At 41.7% G+C, this 16,282-nt stretch carries 16 protein-coding genes, 1 tRNA gene and 2 pseudogenes; 4 read left to right on the top strand and 15 right to left on the bottom strand.

The annotated features are described in order from the left end of the window. Nucleotides 1-203 precede the first annotated feature (203 nt). From fadJ to AB204_RS18200, 3 genes are all read right to left on the bottom strand, one after another. Nucleotides 204-2,381: a fatty acid oxidation complex subunit alpha FadJ gene (gene fadJ, locus AB204_RS18210; protein ID WP_047964799.1), complete on the bottom strand. Its 2,178-nt coding sequence runs from the start codon at nt 2,379-2,381 to the stop codon at nt 204-206. Next, the gene (fadI, locus tag AB204_RS18205) at nt 2,381-3,691 is read right to left on the bottom strand and encodes an acetyl-CoA C-acyltransferase FadI (RefSeq protein WP_047964798.1); all 1,311 of its coding nucleotides are present in this window, start codon (nt 3,689-3,691) and stop codon (nt 2,381-2,383) included. Before fadI ends, fadJ begins: the two co-directional genes overlap by 1 nt. A 294-nt stretch (nt 3,692-3,985) precedes the next feature. Continuing rightward, a complete protein-coding gene (locus tag AB204_RS18200) occupies nt 3,986-4,282 on the bottom strand; it encodes a YfcZ/YiiS family protein (protein WP_084728612.1) in 297 nt (98 codons plus the stop codon). 354 nt (nt 4,283-4,636) lie between these two features. Here AB204_RS18200 and fadL point away from each other — a divergent pair, with 354 nt between their 5' ends. Further along, nucleotides 4,637-5,983 (top strand): long-chain fatty acid transporter FadL, encoded by a 1,347-nt coding sequence (fadL, locus tag AB204_RS18195; RefSeq protein ID WP_047964797.1) that lies wholly within the window; start codon nt 4,637-4,639, stop codon nt 5,981-5,983. A 74-nt stretch (nt 5,984-6,057) separates the two neighbouring features. On the opposite strand, the gene mlaA is transcribed toward fadL, so the two are convergent. Next, nucleotides 6,058-6,810 carry a phospholipid-binding lipoprotein MlaA gene (gene mlaA, locus AB204_RS18190; RefSeq protein ID WP_047964796.1) on the bottom strand — a complete coding sequence of 251 codons (753 nt, stop codon included), beginning with the start codon at nt 6,808-6,810 and terminating at the stop codon, nt 6,058-6,060. A gap of 184 nt (nt 6,811-6,994) precedes the next feature. Here mlaA and AB204_RS18185 point away from each other — a divergent pair. Next, nucleotides 6,995-7,069, top strand: a tRNA-Arg gene (locus AB204_RS18185). 162 nt (nt 7,070-7,231) lie between these two features. Beyond that, on the top strand, nt 7,232-8,407 hold the full coding sequence (locus AB204_RS18180; protein ID WP_047964795.1) for a tyrosine-type recombinase/integrase: 1,176 nt from the start codon (nt 7,232-7,234) through the stop codon (nt 8,405-8,407). A gap of 785 nt (nt 8,408-9,192) precedes the next feature. Here AB204_RS18180 and AB204_RS18175 read toward each other — a convergent pair. The 11 genes and pseudogenes from AB204_RS18175 to AB204_RS23635 form a co-directional block, all read right to left on the bottom strand. Next, nucleotides 9,193-10,002 (bottom strand): annotated as a pseudogene (locus AB204_RS18175) (DUF2829 domain-containing protein). Nucleotides 10,003-10,154: 152 nt separating this feature from the next. Next, complete coding sequence (locus AB204_RS18170) at nt 10,155-10,586, bottom strand: hypothetical protein (RefSeq protein WP_047964793.1); 432 nt, start codon at nt 10,584-10,586, stop codon at nt 10,155-10,157. Nucleotides 10,587-10,656: 70 nt separating this feature from the next. Next, nucleotides 10,657-10,890, bottom strand: a pseudogene (locus tag AB204_RS18165) (tail assembly protein); the annotation flags it as partial. A gap of 3 nt (nt 10,891-10,893) precedes the next feature. Further along, nucleotides 10,894-12,030, bottom strand: coding sequence for a phage minor tail protein L (locus AB204_RS23820; protein WP_047964792.1), 1,137 nt, complete (start codon nt 12,028-12,030; stop codon nt 10,894-10,896). Next, entirely contained in the window at nt 12,027-12,374 is a 348-nt protein-coding gene (locus AB204_RS18155; RefSeq protein WP_047964791.1) for a phage tail protein, read from the bottom strand. The genes AB204_RS23820 and AB204_RS18155 overlap by 4 nt, the downstream gene beginning before the upstream one ends. A 91-nt stretch (nt 12,375-12,465) precedes the next feature. Then, a complete protein-coding gene (locus AB204_RS18150; protein ID WP_047964790.1) occupies nt 12,466-12,747 on the bottom strand; it encodes a type II toxin-antitoxin system YafQ family toxin in 282 nt (93 codons plus the stop codon). Then, complete coding sequence (locus AB204_RS18145; protein WP_047964789.1) at nt 12,734-12,997, bottom strand: type II toxin-antitoxin system RelB/DinJ family antitoxin; 264 nt, start codon at nt 12,995-12,997, stop codon at nt 12,734-12,736. The genes AB204_RS18150 and AB204_RS18145 overlap by 14 nt, the downstream gene beginning before the upstream one ends. A gap of 142 nt (nt 12,998-13,139) precedes the next feature. After that, complete coding sequence (locus tag AB204_RS18140; protein WP_047964788.1) at nt 13,140-13,853, bottom strand: hypothetical protein; 714 nt, start codon at nt 13,851-13,853, stop codon at nt 13,140-13,142. A gap of 616 nt (nt 13,854-14,469) precedes the next feature. Continuing rightward, nucleotides 14,470-14,886, bottom strand: coding sequence for a hypothetical protein (locus AB204_RS18135; protein WP_047964787.1), 417 nt, complete (start codon nt 14,884-14,886; stop codon nt 14,470-14,472). Between the two features lie 379 nt (nt 14,887-15,265). Beyond that, entirely contained in the window at nt 15,266-15,535 is a 270-nt protein-coding gene (locus AB204_RS18130; RefSeq protein ID WP_152671576.1) for a hypothetical protein, read from the bottom strand. Next, the gene (locus tag AB204_RS23635; protein WP_235428135.1) at nt 15,535-15,651 is read right to left on the bottom strand and encodes a DUF4128 domain-containing protein; all 117 of its coding nucleotides are present in this window, start codon (nt 15,649-15,651) and stop codon (nt 15,535-15,537) included. Before AB204_RS23635 ends, AB204_RS18130 begins: the two co-directional genes overlap by 1 nt. A gap of 440 nt (nt 15,652-16,091) precedes the next feature. Here AB204_RS23635 and AB204_RS23630 point away from each other — a divergent pair. Further along, nucleotides 16,092-16,282, top strand: a 191-nt coding sequence (locus AB204_RS23630; RefSeq protein ID WP_047964785.1) for a glycosyltransferase family 9 protein, incomplete at its 3' end; no start/stop codon positions are given.

Raw genomic sequence — 16,282 nt, 5'->3', positions numbered from 1 at the left:
CGTTTCAATTAGGATTAATTGGCATTCTGCCCTAAAACAAGTGGAAATAAAATGGCTAAAAATAGTTTATATATCTACTGTTGCGCTTACTATTATTCCTCTTACATGAAAAATAAAGACCATTAAGAAATATCAATTATTTTCTATAAAAAACGGCTCTTGATTAAAAGAGCCGTTTTGATTGATTTAAGAAAAATCGTACGTTATGAGTGAAATTTCTTTTTCTGTTCAGCCATCTGAATTAAACCTTCACATGGTGTAAATCTCTCTCCATGCTGCTGTTCCAAACGACATAAAGTTTCTACAACCTTATCAATACCAAGCTTATCAATATAACGGAATGGCCCGCCCAAGAATGGCGGGAATCCAATACCAAATACAGCGCCAATATCACCATCACGAGGGCTTCTGATAATTCCTTCGTCCAAACAACGAACTGCCTCATTCAACATGAGCATCACGCAACGTTGGGCAATGTCAGCAGGTAACATTTTTACAGTAGGTTTGATTTTTAATAAGGAATAAATGGATACATCAACTTCTTTGGATTTCTTCCCGAATGACCAGAATTTGTTCTTTTTATTCGCATACGAATAGAAACCCCGGCTATTCTTCTTGCCTTTCCGATTATCTTTTAAGACCGCTTCCAAAATCTCCGGCGCAGCAAATCGATTCCCCAACTGTTCGACCAAAATAGGAATGATTTTGGTGCCTACATCTATACCGACCTCATCCAATAAATTGATTGGGCCAATAGGAAAACCAAAGTCCACCAAAGCGTTATCGATATGATCAACGGGTTCCCCTTCTAACAAGCAATAACCGGCTTCATTAATGTAAGGCGCCAGAATGCGGTTCACATAAAACCCTGCATTATCCCCGACAACAATAGCCGTTTTTCCCTGTTTCTTAGCCAGTGCAACAGCAGTTGCAATTGTTTTTTCACTTGTCCCTGCATGTGGAATAACTTCGACCAACGGCATTTTGTCAACAGGACTAAAATAGTGAAGACCAATGATCTGCTCTGGACGAGTAGCAACTTCAGCAATTTTGTGAATGGGTAATGAAGAAGTATTAGAAGCGAAAATAGTTTCAGGTTTGGTGTTCTCTTCAATTTCTGAGACCATTTTGCGTTTCAATACCAAATCTTCAAATACAGCTTCAACCACAATATCTGCTTGCTTAAATCCGCTATAATCTGTGGTTCCTGTCAATAAAGACATCTGCTGAGAACGCTCGCTTGGTTTCAAACGACGCTGTTTTACCCGCTTGGAAAGGAGATCCCATGTATATTTCAGCGCCTGATTAATACCTTTTTCATTAATATCCTTAATGCGGGCAGGCAAATTCCCTCGTGTGATGGTAACGTTGGCAATACCACCGCCCATCAGCCCACCACCCAAAATGCCTACATGTTTAATCTCAGCAGGCTGCTCTGATGAGCCAGTTTCATTTTTTAACGTAGTCGAAGCAAAAAACAAACTCCGTAATGCGGCTGATTCCGGCGACATCGCCAATTCACCGAATGCCTTGGCTTCAGCCTTAAAACCTTTATCCAGCCCTTTTTCCAAACCAGTACGGATCACATTGATGATTTTTTCTGGTGCGGGATAGTGGCCGTGAGTTTTTGCTCGGGTTTTTTGATGTACCGTATGAAATAACAGCGGCCTGCCCAATGCGCTCGCCAATATACGCTGTGACCATGCCAATGGCTTGCGTTTGGCAATACCTTTTTTGACATATTGCACAGCAACATCCAACAAGATGTCCAAAGGCACAGCATCATCCACAACGCCCAACCGTTGTGCCTGTTTTGCCTTGAGTTGACGGCCAGTCAGTATCATGTCCAAAGCAGCACTGACACCTATCAGACGAGGCAAGCGCTGAGTCCCTCCCGAGCCCGGCAACAATCCAAGCTGAACTTCCGGTAAACCAAGACGTGTCTTGTCATCCAAAGAGCAAATACGGGCATGACAAGCCAAAGCCAATTCCAGCCCACCGCCTAAACACGCACCATGAATAGCAGCGACAACAGGTAAAGGATAATTAGCAATCTGCGCAAATAATTTTTGGCCTTTTTCGGCCAATTCTGTTGCTTCTTCCTGAGTTTGGCAGCCTGCTATCATGCTGATATCTGCACCAGCAATGAAAGAATCCGGCTTACCAGATACAATCACCAGCCCTTTCAAACCAGACACTTGTTGTGCTTTCTCAAACATTGTCAGGAATTGTTCAACAAATTCAGCTTTCAGCGTGTTGACTTTCTCGCCCGGCACATCAATGGTGATGATCCCCACCTTGTCTTCCCTAACCGAGAAATTGAATACTGATTGTTTCGGTTGTGTCGTTGACATGACAGTTTCTTGTTCAGCCTGAGCCATTACTCTACCTCCAATACCATTGCTGCACCCAAACCACCAGCGGCACAGGCGGTCGCCAGCCCAAGACCACCGCCACGACGACGCAATTCATTCAACGTCTGGGTAACCATTCTGGCCCCCGTTGCGGCAAATGGATGCCCATAGGCAATTGATCCACCCAATACATTGAATTTATCCATATCCACTTCACCAATTGCCTGAGTACGCCCCAACTTTTCACGGGCAAATTTCTCACTGGCAAACATTTTTAAATTCGTCAGTGTTTGAGCAGCAAACGCTTCATGCATATCAATGAGTGTTAGTTCGTCCAAAGTGATACCTGCACGATCCAGCGCCAATGGTGTCGCATAAGATGGTCCCAGCAGCATATCTTGCCAAACATCAATTGCCGAAAACGCATAGCTACGTAGATATCCTAATGGCGTCATGCCTAGCTCTTTGGCAACCGATTCGCGCATCAATATAACGGCTGCGGCTCCATCTGTCAGCGGCGTACTGTTCGCTGCCGTGACAGTGCCATGTTTACGATCAAAAGCCGGGCGCAATTTAGCATAAGAGGCCAGAACTGAATTTTTTCTAACGTTATTATCTTCAAGCAACGTGTCGCGGTATGGAGGGAAATGTGCCGATACAATTTCATCATTCAACAGCCCCTGCACCCAAGCTTTAGCGGCTAACACATGGGAACGATGCGCCAATGCATCCTGATCTTCACGGCTGATATGATAGGTTTTTGCCATCTGCTCTGCCGTATCCCCCATTCTTAACCCCGTTGAATATTCAGCAACGGCAGGGGATACCGGCAATAAATCACGGAACTTCAATCGGCTGAGTAATTTTAGCCGTTGAGACAAACTCTTAGCCTTATTCATATCGACCAAAGTACGAGCTAACGACTTAGTCACCCCGATTGGTAAAACAGATGAAGAGTCTGCACCTCCGGCAATACCCACATTAACTGTACCCGCCATAATACTTTCAGCCACATTTGCAATTGCCTGAAAACTTGTCGCACAGGCACGGGAAACGCTATAGGCATCGGTATTCACACTTAAACCTGCTCCTAAGACAATTTCCCTCGCAATATTCGGTGCTTCCGGCATTTGAATAACTTGCCCGAAAACTAATTGGTCAATCTTCTCAGGCGACAAACCGCTCCTAATGATCAGCTCGCTGACAACAGACTTTCCCAAATCAACAGCCGGAATACCGTGGTAGAAAGTTGCCTGTTTTGCAAAAGGAATGCGCAACCCGCTGACAATAGCAACACGTTCCTTTTTCTGTGTTACTTTTGTTGAAGAACGACCCATAGCAACTCCTGACAATAATCATTAATTAAATCAATTGATTGATTAAAAAAATTCACTCACCTCACAAGAGGTCAGACCTGATGGAGCATTGTTAACGCAATGTTGGAAAATAGCAAACAGGAATAAACGAAAAATGCGAGCAAGCGCAACTTTAAGGTATTTATAATTTATACAACTTGAATGGAGAATGTGCGATAGAAATATAAAAAAAGATCATTATCTACAATAGATGGCAATCAATTTTCCCACTGTTTGAAATAGCAAAACAATGGGAAAACGGTTATTCAGAGTAGATTAGCGCAATCCTAACTGAAAGATCAGAGCTTCTGCCTGACAACTAAAAGTGAAATCCACAGATAATTGTGCTCCACCATCAACCATTTCGATTCTATGGTGTATCACACATGGCTCTGATTCCACTGATTTTACCTTTTGAGTCAAAGCATTAAGCATGATTTCAGCTTCTTGCTCACTGGCAAAAACACTCTGATAAGAAGCAGTGCAATCTTCATTATCAATGACAGTTCCTACATCAACACAACAGCAAGCAGCCGTTTCTTCTACACTACAGCGGTTAATTTCATCAGGCATTTCTTATTTCTCCAACAGTAAAAACTTGCTGATAATTTTACGTGGTCACGACTATCGATAACCAGTATTTACACTGTTTACCAGCATTTATCTCACTATTTATTGATCTCATCACGCTAACAAATCTCCGTTTACACTCTATTAACACTGGTTGTCGTATTTTTGTTAAGCAAGTCCCATTTCAGCAATCATTTTGGTTATATTTTAAAAACATTCTTGCAACATATTCTATTATCAAGCCTATACTTCGTGCACTGGTCTGATTTGTCATTATGGCAAATCGACTCTACAATCCCGCGCTCTCAGCTACTTGAGTAGCATGTTAAATAATAATTAAATAATGAGGTTTTGGTTATGAGCCAGAAAAACCTATTTACACGTTCAGCATTAGCAGTGGCGGTTGCAGTTATCTCATCCAACGCTAGTGCTGCCGGTTTTCAATTGAATGAGTATTCATCATCAGGACTAGGTCGTGCATTTTCTGGGGAAGGTGTCATCGCTGAAAACGCTACCGTTGGCAGCCGTAACCCTGCAGCCATGACCTTATTTGATCGCCCATCGTTCTCCAGCGGCTTAATTTATGTCAAGCCATATGTTGACATTACAGGTAATTCCTCGTTAAGCGGCAACAAGAGTACTGATGCTAAAAACATCGCACCAAGTGCTTGGATTCCAAACCTGCATTTCATTACCCCAATCAATGATCAGTGGTTTGTCGGTGCATCTGCGACTTCCAATTTTGGCCTGGCAACCAATTTCAGCAATAACTATACGGCTGGCCTGCTCGGCGGTAAAACTGATCTTAAGACCGTGAACCTAAACCTAAGCGGTGCTTACAAACTTAATGATCAGTTCAGCTTTGGCTTAGGTGTCAATGCTGTTTATGCCGATGCCAAAATTGTTCGTCATATGGGTGAAGCAGGTCCTATAATTACTGCTGGAGCACAAAAAAAAGGTATTCCAATCACGATTCCAGCAGCGGCTGAAGCTGCCAGATTAGAAGGTAAAGATTGGGGCTACGGCTGGAACGCAGGCTTGTTATATCAATATGACGAAAATAACCGCTATAGTCTGACTTACCGTTCAAAAGTCAAAGTTAAGTTCAAAAGCGGTGACTACAGCAATGATTTGCCATACATCCCAACACTCTTTGAAAGTGGTACTAACGGTAAAACAGTCAAAGGTAAGCTGGATCTGAACCTACCTGATATGTGGGAATTCTCTGGCTATAACCGTGTTGCACCACAATGGGCAATTCATTATAGCTTCCTGTACACAGGCTGGAGTGAATTCAAGGAATTAAAAGCAACGAGGAGTGATACAGGTAACGTTGCATTTGAGAAGCACGAAGGTTTCCGTGATGCTTACCGTATTTCCTTAGGTACAACTTACTATTATGACGATAATTGGACATTCCGTACTGGTATCGCCTTTGATGAAAGCCCTGTACCAGCCCAAAATCGTTCCATCTCCATCCCTGATCAGGATCGTTTCTGGTTAAGCGTGGGAACGACTTACGCATTCAATAAAGATGCTTCCGTGGATGTCGGCGTTTCCTATATGCGTGGTAAAAAAGTACATGTTAGCGAAAAACTGCCAGAAGATATTCAAAAAGTAGACGCCAGATTCACTGCACCTTATGAGTTCGATTCCAAAGGGACTGCATGGTTATATGGCGTGAACTTTAACTACACGTTCTAATATTCGTTAGAACTGAATGCCATAATCTAAAAAAGGATAGCATTTGCTATCCTTTTTCGATTGTAGTTCCCTGATTAATCAATGGAATCTAGCTCATCTTGAATACTTGCTGCATTAGGATTTTTTTCTGGCTCCAATTTACCGCCATTGGCCATAAAATCGTGGCGTTGGAAGTAAGCATCACGCATCATCAAATAAGGATCGGAAGAATTCTTTAACAGGCCGTCAGAATCCAGAAGACGGGCACGAGTTTCTACCCCTTCAAACATCCATTTTCCTACTGACATCCAGCCGGTGAGATAACTCAACACAGGATAAGTCATATCCGCAAAGTTACCGCCTTCATCACGCAGTGTGAAACTGCCATAACCCGGCAGAACAACATACGGGCCATAACCCACATTATAGTACCCCAATGTACTACCAAAACGCGCTGAATCTTCTTTTGCCAGGTTAGGATTCGCCATGGAAGCTACATCAATAAGCCCCCCCATACCCAAAAGAGTGTTTAAAAAGAAACGGCTAAAGTGTTTTGCGCCTTCATGAATATCACCACGTAGAAAACTGTTAACCATGTTGGCGGGTTCTTCAAGGTTGCTCGTAAAATTTCCAATACCATTTCGCGCAGGCATTGGCACATAATTACGCCATGCTACGGCAACAGGTCGCAAAACATAAGGGTCGAGAACATCGTAATTAAAGTTGAACATAGCGCGGTTAAACCCTTCCAGCGGATCAGAGCGGCCTTGTTCATTCGTATTCGATGAACTAGCACATCCCACAAGTAAGACGGCTGAAAGAGCAACCCCGCTTAGACGATACTTCATATTGTTCTCCACATAATTACTTTTAGACATCGACTATCACAGTGCATACCGGTCAATGTACCCAATATGTTAAATATACTGCCAATTTTTCATTAATGGTAATCAAAAAGAGTGGCGATTATATAGGCAAACGACTCGCTGTACCTTATCTCCGGCAAAAAAAACAGGTATACTTGTTTTCGTTGTCCTCTTAGTGAAATGGATATAACGAGCCCCTCCTAAGGGCTAGTTGCAGGTTCGATTCCTGCAGAGGACGCCAATCTCTCATTACCTCGCATTACCTGATGTAACCAACAACTCAAAAAATCCTTATTTAAAGCCAAATTAGTGTAACCTACTGTTACCGTGCATAACTTGACTGTACCAGCAAAATGCGGGCATATTTTGGGGCATCATTTTAAACCCCACTCAGGATGCCCACATGCTAACGATAAAACAGATAGAATCAGCTAAGCCAAAAGATAAGCCATATCGCCTAGCTGATGGCGGAGGGTTGTTTCTTTTTGTATCAAAAACAGGCAGTAAGATTTGGCGTTTTAGGTACCGCAAAAATGGGAAAGAACAAACTTATGTTATTGGCTCATATCCAGAAGTACCGCTAATCACTGCCAGATTAAAACACGCTGAGGCTAAGTCTGTCCTTGCTAATGGTGGAGACCTCGAACCAGTCACACCAAAAAAGAAAGATAATGAATCCTCTGATACTTTTGCTGTTATTTATAATGAATGGTATCAATTCAAACAAGCTGTCTGGTCTGAAAGATACGCAAAAGAATTACAAAGCATGTTTCAGGCCGATATTCTACCTAGCATTGGTCATATGACAATGGACGAAATAGAACCAATGGTTCTACTCAAAGTGATCCGCCAGTTCGAAGAACGCGGCGCTATGGAAAGAGCAAGCAAGGCAAGGCGCAGATGTGGAGAAGTGTTCAGCTATGCAATCGTGACTGGCAGAGCGAAATATAACCCTGCCCCAGATTTGGCGGGCGCAATGACAGGGTACAAGAAGAAGCATTTCCCATTTCTGACAGCAGACCAAATTCCCGCATTTAATCAGGCACTGTCATCATATTCAGGCAGCATTATTTCAAGAGTTGCTACCCAAGTTTTACAGTATACAGCATTGCGCACAAATGAACTGCGTAGTATGAAATGGAGCAATGTCGATTTTGACAATAAACTCATTACAATAGAGCCTGAAATAATGAAAAACCGAAAAGTACATGTAGTTCCGATGTCAAATCAGGTTATTTCATTGCTAAAAAGCCTTCATCCTATGACGTCCTGTATTTCTAATTTTGTATTTGCTGGTAGAAATGACAAGAAAAAACCAATTTGCGAGAATGCCGTATTACAGGTGATAAGGCAAATTGGTTACGATGGAATCGCTAGTGGTCATGGCTTCCGCCACCAATTCAGTACCATCCTTAATGAGCATGGATTTAGCCATGATATAATTGAGCGTCAGCTAGCACATGCTGATCGCAATAGCATTCGCGGTATATATAATCACGCCCAATACCTAGATAAACGCCGAGAAATGATGCAATGGTTCGCTGACCATATTGACAAGATATCAGGGATAAAGTGGTAACTATCTAGAACAGTGCAACCGCCATCACTAAAGGGCGGAAATCTGCCCTTTAGCATATGGGAATCAGACAAACATTTGTCCGATTTGAAATCGGGAAATTACCACCATCTTTAAGATGTGATATCCCACCTTGGGTATAACGATTTCCATGATACATTTTACCCTCACAGGGTTGGAACTCAGTGACTAACGACGAATATCGTCGGTAGTGAGTCATAGGAAAGATAATCCATTGATTTTTATCATGACGCAAATTTGCGTCATCTACAGGCGGTGGAAATTCCAACCATCTTTGACACGCGAGATCTTGAATCTAAGCCGTCCGGTAAAAGCCTTATAAAACAACACAGCCAAAGTGAAGACCTCGAAAGAATCAAAGGGTTACTTAGGTGTGAGAAATTTTTCGCATACCCATCGGCTAAATTTTCAGCCAATGACTGAGCGGAAAGTTTCGTTGAATGACCGGACGAAGTGAGAACCACGGTAATAGGCCCTCTTAAACTCAAGGAATCCCCGTAGTTAATTTTCATCCCTCCGTTTGAAACGGAAGGATACTGAATTAAAGGTGAGAAATCCCACCTTTAGCTAAGTCGTTGATTTTGCTTATTTCCTGCACAGTGACGGAATTCAATTAAATCAATGGGTTAAAAGGGGGATAATTATCCTATTTACATAAGTGATTGATTTTACTTATTTCTATCACAGGAACAGAGAATAATGCAGTCAAGGGGTTAGGGGAAGGCCACGCAGTGCGCGGCCTTGTATTTAGAACGTAGCCCGGTGATTTATTCATCGCGCCAGTTGCAGTAGAAACGTTTGGTTTCGCCTGTTTGTTTTAATATATTGCCTAATTTTTCGGCATCATTAGTCGAGCTATTGTAATATAAAACACCATACGTGGAATTTGTTATATCTTTACTCCATTCGGAAGCTTTTCCGAGGTTATGAATTATATCATCGACTTTAACATAAAGATTTTTATTAAATAATTCCATTACTTTTTGAGTGTCAATTTCATCAAATGATACAGAAAAATGAATATAACCTGAATCTTGAATAATAGTATGGAATATTAACATATTCTTAATATCTGTCGCATTCTGAGTAATAATTAATGTACCCATAGGTTTTGCATCAGGATCACTTATTTTGTTTTCGCTTAAGTACCCATAATATTTAGAGTCTTCGTCAAACTCCGATTTAAGATCGAAAACCAACATATCACCTAACTCTTTAATCAGACTCCAATCACACGCCATCATATCTTCTTGTGTTGGCTGCCACGGTACAAAGTTACCATACTCATTGCGCAGATCGATATGGGTCAGGTAATCGTACTGAGTCCCAACGGCTACACCATCAACCGCATAAGCGCTATCTTTCTCTACGGTCAGGTCATTAACACGTGGAGTGATAGCCAGATACATCTCATTATTCCCTTAGCAATTCTTCCAAGCAGAACGGATAACACGCTTGCGTAGTTTTAATTGAATCAAAGCCCAAGAGAAAGAACCCACCGGCGCAATAAAGCAATCACACTGATAGTGTTTTGGATCGAATGGACATTCGTTTTCAGGCTTAATAACGTCAGACATACTATTTCCTTGTTTAATTATTAATTGCTGGACAGCCCGGATATATTAACGAGTGTTGATGGTTGAATAAATTGATTGGGGTTGTGTGGGTTGGTACAAGTAGGATATGGAATAATGCTACTTATATAAAAACCGTGAGACGGGTTAATTCTTTACCCATGGTTGTACAGCGTATAATTTCTATCCAGCCATACAATGAAAAAAGTGGAATCACGCCTATAACCAACCATGGGCTTCATACCACTGAACCTAAAAGCGATAAGGTTAACATCTTCTGTTATGTGCGCAGGGATGGAGGGTTTTATTGCCGTTCTATGGATTTTTTCAAATCCAAGCGCATGTCGATGTTGTTGCTTTATTTGACCCCATGTTAATTTGCTAAGCCGGAATAATTTGTCAGATAAAGCCGCCTTATCATCCCTTTCACAACTGCTTACACAGTAATTATCTTGCAGATATCTTAAAGAAAATTCTGGCGGCCTGTTTTCTGAATTATCGTTAAATTCAGGGCCAAGCTTAAGCCTGACAGATTTTTCCTGAACTTCCTGAGGCGCTTTTATTCTTTTAGGTTTTTTCTGTGCCATATTAATTTATACGAGTAAGAAAGTAATCCTTAAGCTCATTATGAGAAATAACCTGATATCCTACCCCTTCGATATCGTCCTCACCGGAAAACTCCAGCTCATCCTGACTGATATTGCGTTTTCCGCTGAACACCGCAAAGGTTAGGCCCCGCTCTTTCGCGGTCAGCAGAAACTTTTCGAATCCGTCAATCAGGACAGACAGTGCCCTGACAGCCTCCTGAGGGGACGATACCGCTAACCGGTGCTCTCGCCCGAATTGGGCACCCAAGACCCCGTACAACCTTATTATTCGTAGTGTGTTCATGATTTACTCCAACAAAAAACCCGCCGAAGCGGGTGGGTTCCTGTGACGCAGGGTAATGATTGTCCGTTCCTGCCAGTACCCACTATAGGGCACACGATGACTGAGTTGTCCGTACATATGGTGCAACATCAAGCCCTCACCGATATACACCCCGGCATGGTTAGGCTCTTTGGCCTGTACCTGCATAATGATCACATCCCCCACCTGTAATTCCCCGCTGCACTCCACAAATCCAGCCGCCGCATAGTTTTTCATATACAGGTTTTCACCGCGCTCCCACCAGCTCTCTGAGCGTTCAAAATCCGGGATATCAATATCACGCTCCAGCCGATACCAGTCACGCACAATGGCGTAACAGTCCCAGATACCATGCACGAACGGGCGACCAATGAGCGGCTTGATTCCCTCGGTTGGCATCAGCGTACGAATATCTCCTTCGGGCCAAGAGACGATCACCCACGGGATTTGTGACAGGTCACACTGGGCAATGTCTAATTGGCTAGGCTGTGTTGTGGCGTCGGGGTGACTGTGAACGATGGCAATAATCGTCCCTGTGTAGCCACATGGCGATTTACGATATAACCCACGCATACACCACGTGCAAAGGCTGTGTATCTGTCTGGTAGGAATTTGAATCCCCTGCAAGTCAGCAGGTGAAGACAGCGCAAACTGAACGCTTTCATTGTCCTCATGGGTTTTGCTATCGATATAGTAGACGTCGATCTTCTCCTGTGTGGGGTCAGCTTCTGAATTACCCTCCGGGAAGTTACGCGCATCCAGATAATGCGCAAACGTCATACGAATAGTGACACGCGCTTGAGCCATATTCTGATAAGCCAGACACATTGCGCTAATGGTGCCATCAAGGTTAGCCACAGTGAGTGTGGACGAAGTTGAACGACCATCGCTATTCACCTCCAACCCCTCGACCTTGACAGGCCAAGGTTTATACTCCACGCCCTGCCACCAGATAGATTTAATCGGTAAGCTGTCTATATCGCCTTCCAATTCCTTTTCTGTATAAGGAGTGGGGTAATTATGGAAGTACAGTTCTGGCCCACCAAAGGCGGAACCATCAACAGAAAACAAAAGAATCTTATTCCCCGACTCAAGGCGTTGGAGATCTGCATTAATTTTCATGCGCTGAATGCCTGTTCAAATGTTGCTGATATTTTCATAACACCACCTGCCATAGGGAGCATGGTTATTGAATCTGCCTTGACTCGATATAACCCTTTCTCCCCAAATGGCGGCGTCCAGATAAATGACTTTAAGGTGTGCCTACGGATAAACTGGAAGATAGGCATTACTTCTTCTTTAAGTCCGGTGTAGGAGTAAGGCCAAGACTGGGTTTCGGGGTTAATCCCGTCAGCGGATACCTGTTTATAGCCATCACCAAACTCAACGACTTTAATTCGGTGTTTAAATTCACCACTGGGTGAGTCTTGAATTTGGGTTCGCCATTTAAATTCTTCAATAGCCATGTAAGTACCTATAAAAGAAAAAACCGCAGTTAAGCGGCATTAGAAATGAAAAACCCGCGCGGGGCGGGTTAGTTATAATTTATCAAAAATATTACAAACCAAGCTCTGAGTGAGAACCCAGACGAACAAGACGTAATATGTCAGCATTGGGCTTCTGATAAATTAGTATCAAATCAGGCCTAATGTGACAGTCCCGAAAATCCTTCCATTCCCCAGAAAGGGCATGATCGCAATATTTCGGTTCCAGCAAGCTATCGGAGGACAATAATTCAATTACTGTCGTAAGTGCATCATCAAGAATTTCCCGATGACGACCTTTCTTCTCTCTTTTGTAGTCTCTCCTAAACTGGCTTGTGTAGTCAGTCGTCCGCATTGAGATCAGCCATTAAGTCTTTAACTGTAGAAAATGACTTACCGCCGCCTTTACGAGACTCTTTCATTGCAGCTATTGTTGTCTCATTCGGTATCAAAGGTTCAAACGGCAACACTTTTTCTCTTGCTACTCGCGTTAACATCATACGAACAGCATCTGAGACAGTCAGCCCCATCGCAGCCAAAACAGCCGCCGCTTCTTCCTTAATCTCACCGTCGATACGAGCCTGAACTAACTGGTTTGCAGCCATGATAAAACCCCTCACTGAATTACATTGTAATTCAATTGTAGTTTAATGAATGTCTATTATCAACTTAATGGGTGAAAAATAGCCACGAGAAAGGGGTTGGTTTTAGCCATCCTTGGCTTGATGCTAGGTCTTGAATCATCCGCTAGAGCAGTTTAGATAAATCGATATCATACACCGCTAACCATGCTGTGGCAGGCCATGATCTCACCGTGCCATATCGTTCATCGGGCGCAGTATGAGGTTCTATTTTGTTTTCCTTGCACCATTTCTTCAGGGGTTGCCATCTAAACTTTCTTTCCGTGGCTCTTTCAACAGCTAACACTGTTGCACGGCTTTTACTTTCACCTAAACGCTCTGCCAGTTTATTCCGCTCACGAACCGCAACCGAAGCGGTTGCCATTGCAGTAGCCTCGCGCCTGTGACCAATCCATGCTTTTGTTTCGATAGCTCTGTCGCGTTCCGCAGCAATTACCACTTTTTCCTTTTCAGATTTCAGAAGCGATTCCAATGCCTCAATATAGTTGCTGGGTAAAATCTTTCCTTCTTGCAATCGCCTTAATTTTTCCAGAACAGAGCGGCGGACAGCTTTTGATTCACGCATACCAACAAGAGTCATTTGCTCCATCGTAAGTGTATAACCTTTAACCTTGCGTGTTGCTCCCTGAGTAGTGGTCACGTAAAAAGTTTCCGCGCCCCCTAAATCATCAAGTTCATCCTCAATACGAGCAATAAAATGACGATTCTCAACTTCTTTTTCACCCGCAGAGATTCGAGCTGGATTGATAATTTCATTCAAGAAGTTAATGCTTGACATAGTGACAGCGGCTGTTTGGTTTGCTAAAGTCAGATCCAACATTTGTATTCTCCTTCCAATAGGAAGCCAAAAGCCAGTAGCGAAAATGCTGGCTTTTTTATTTGGTTTAATTAGGTAGAAAAAATCCATGCGAAAACGCCCGATGCAAAATAATTGCATAGGTTAATTACGTGGTTTTAAATTTTGGGATTAGTAAAGATTAGTGCTTAAGTCATAGAATTATTCATTCACATCATAATTTGCATATGAAAATATAATGAAAACATTAATTCTAGGATGGCTTGTGCTTTTTCAGCACAGAGATGTTAAAGAACAAACTTACTTAGACTCCCCACACGGGCGGGGCATTAATTGTAACGGGCTTGTGGTTTATAACCAATCCGTTTAAAGAGAATTGTTTGCTCCAAAAAAGCCTAGAGCGTTCCGATATAATGTGTACTTTGTCAGCACACTTAATTTGTTTAAAGAGCAAGTCAGGAATAATAACCTCCTGCTCAGGAGGGTGTCCCAACACATATTCAGGACTGGCACTCACCGAGTTTTAAAGAACTGCACACATATTAGTGCTCAACCGGGTAATAAGCTAGCACACTCGAAAAGAATATTCCAACTGCAAAAAAGCCCTGTAAGGGGCTTTTCTTGGCTTTCAAGTAAATTATTATTGTTCTTTTTTACAGTTAGTTAGCTGCTGCATTATGCCGTCACGTGGGCTACCAACCGAAAGTGTAGCTATAGCGTATTTAGGGAAAAAGGTTTCATTGAATTCACCATCATCATATTTAAACATCTGTTCTGACATTAGCTTCCTGCCATCCGGTGTTACTGACGGTACGGTCATAGTCATTTCATGTCCAACGTAATCACCTGACTTCATTCCATGAATGATCATAACTCCATTGCTAAAAGTCATTCTGGCTTTCGCTGTCCCCAGAGGAAAAGAATATTCACTTCCTTGGTCTGCTGCTACATAATTCATTAGTCGACCTATTTTACAGGTATATACTCCGTTATATTTACTATAATCAGTATCACATCCTGTTAAAATAAGCATTAATGCCATAAGTAGCTTTTTCATTTTATCCCTTTCATTCTGGCAATAATGGTATTTCTTGATTCCCAAAAAACAATAGCCCATTACAGGGCTATATTATTACATTGAGATTAGATTCTCTGACAAAAGTTTAAAAAACATAATTACAAAGACAACAATAGCACCAATGATTATTAGCTTTTTGTTTTTCATTTTTTCTCCGGGAAGTTTTCGTGTAACAAATTTGAGGCGCAATAATATTACAGAAAAACAGACAATAAAAAAGCCCCTATGGGCTGTCCTGCACCTTAATCGTTGATGTTCAACTTTCGGGGCGTTCATGATGGGTTATTAATAAACAAACTCGAGCTTAAAGCCCAGACTTGCTGGGCTATGTCAATGCATAAGACATTACTTATAGTAACTATTTTTTCATTTCAGTCATATTTTTATCATATTGACCTTGTATATAGTTAAATGCCTCTACTGTTTTACTACAATCTTTTGTGTGTTCATTATTACGAACGCAACTAGCATAGTTCAGTGAAATCACCCCCGAAATTGCAGTAATGTTTTCCAATTGCCATCGGCAAAATTCAGGATCAGTATGTTGAGAGCAGACATCATTTATCGCTTCAATAATAAAATCTTTATCTGGTTGTTCGGCTTGAACTACCATTGGTAGTAGTAACACTACGGATCGTTGATGTCATCAAATGACATATTCGGCCACGCCACTTTAAGATTTTCCTGTTTGGCTATTTTTGCCACCAGCGTCCGAATAGTGTTATTTATTGTTAACTGGTTCATGATTTTGTCTCCGTAACAACATCACTAAAGAACTTCTGAAATTCCTGTGCTGTTACTGCAATCATGCGATTGGGTGCTTGCAGGGGACGCCAATCTCTCAACTAAATTCATTGAATCCCCTCTTAAAAATTACAAAAAACCTTAAATATCAAATAATAATGTTAGTCCAAATCTAGCTGAAATGAAGTATGTACCATAACAGAGTAGATGGTAAACACCCCAAATTAAGTTTCCTCCAAATACGAAGTTGTAAATTATTAAGATATAACATTTATCATCAGATAACACATTGTGCTAATTTTTCATCTATTTTCAGCATATATTAACAGAAATACACCTAATAAATAATAAGTAGATAAAAAGCCAATACCATTGATTTATATTTTTCGTTATAGTTAAACAAATTAGACATGATAATTTTTTAACTTGATAAATCCTACATGAAAATAGCGATATTACGACGAAATGGGCTTGGTGATCTTATCTGCACTCAGCCATTAATAAAATTTTTGCAGAAAAAACATCCAAACTCAGAGATCAGCTTATTTATTGATGCAGAAAATACTGAACTTGCTCATTATTTATGCCATGATATAAACATAAATATTATTCCTGTCTCTTATACACATCT

Origin of the sequence: Xenorhabdus khoisanae (assembly GCF_001037465.1) — a bacterium.
Taxonomy (GTDB): Bacteria; Pseudomonadota; Gammaproteobacteria; order Enterobacterales; family Enterobacteriaceae; genus Xenorhabdus; species Xenorhabdus khoisanae.
Note: the sequence above shows the minus strand (reverse complement) of the source record. Positions and strands in the feature narration are given on the sequence as shown.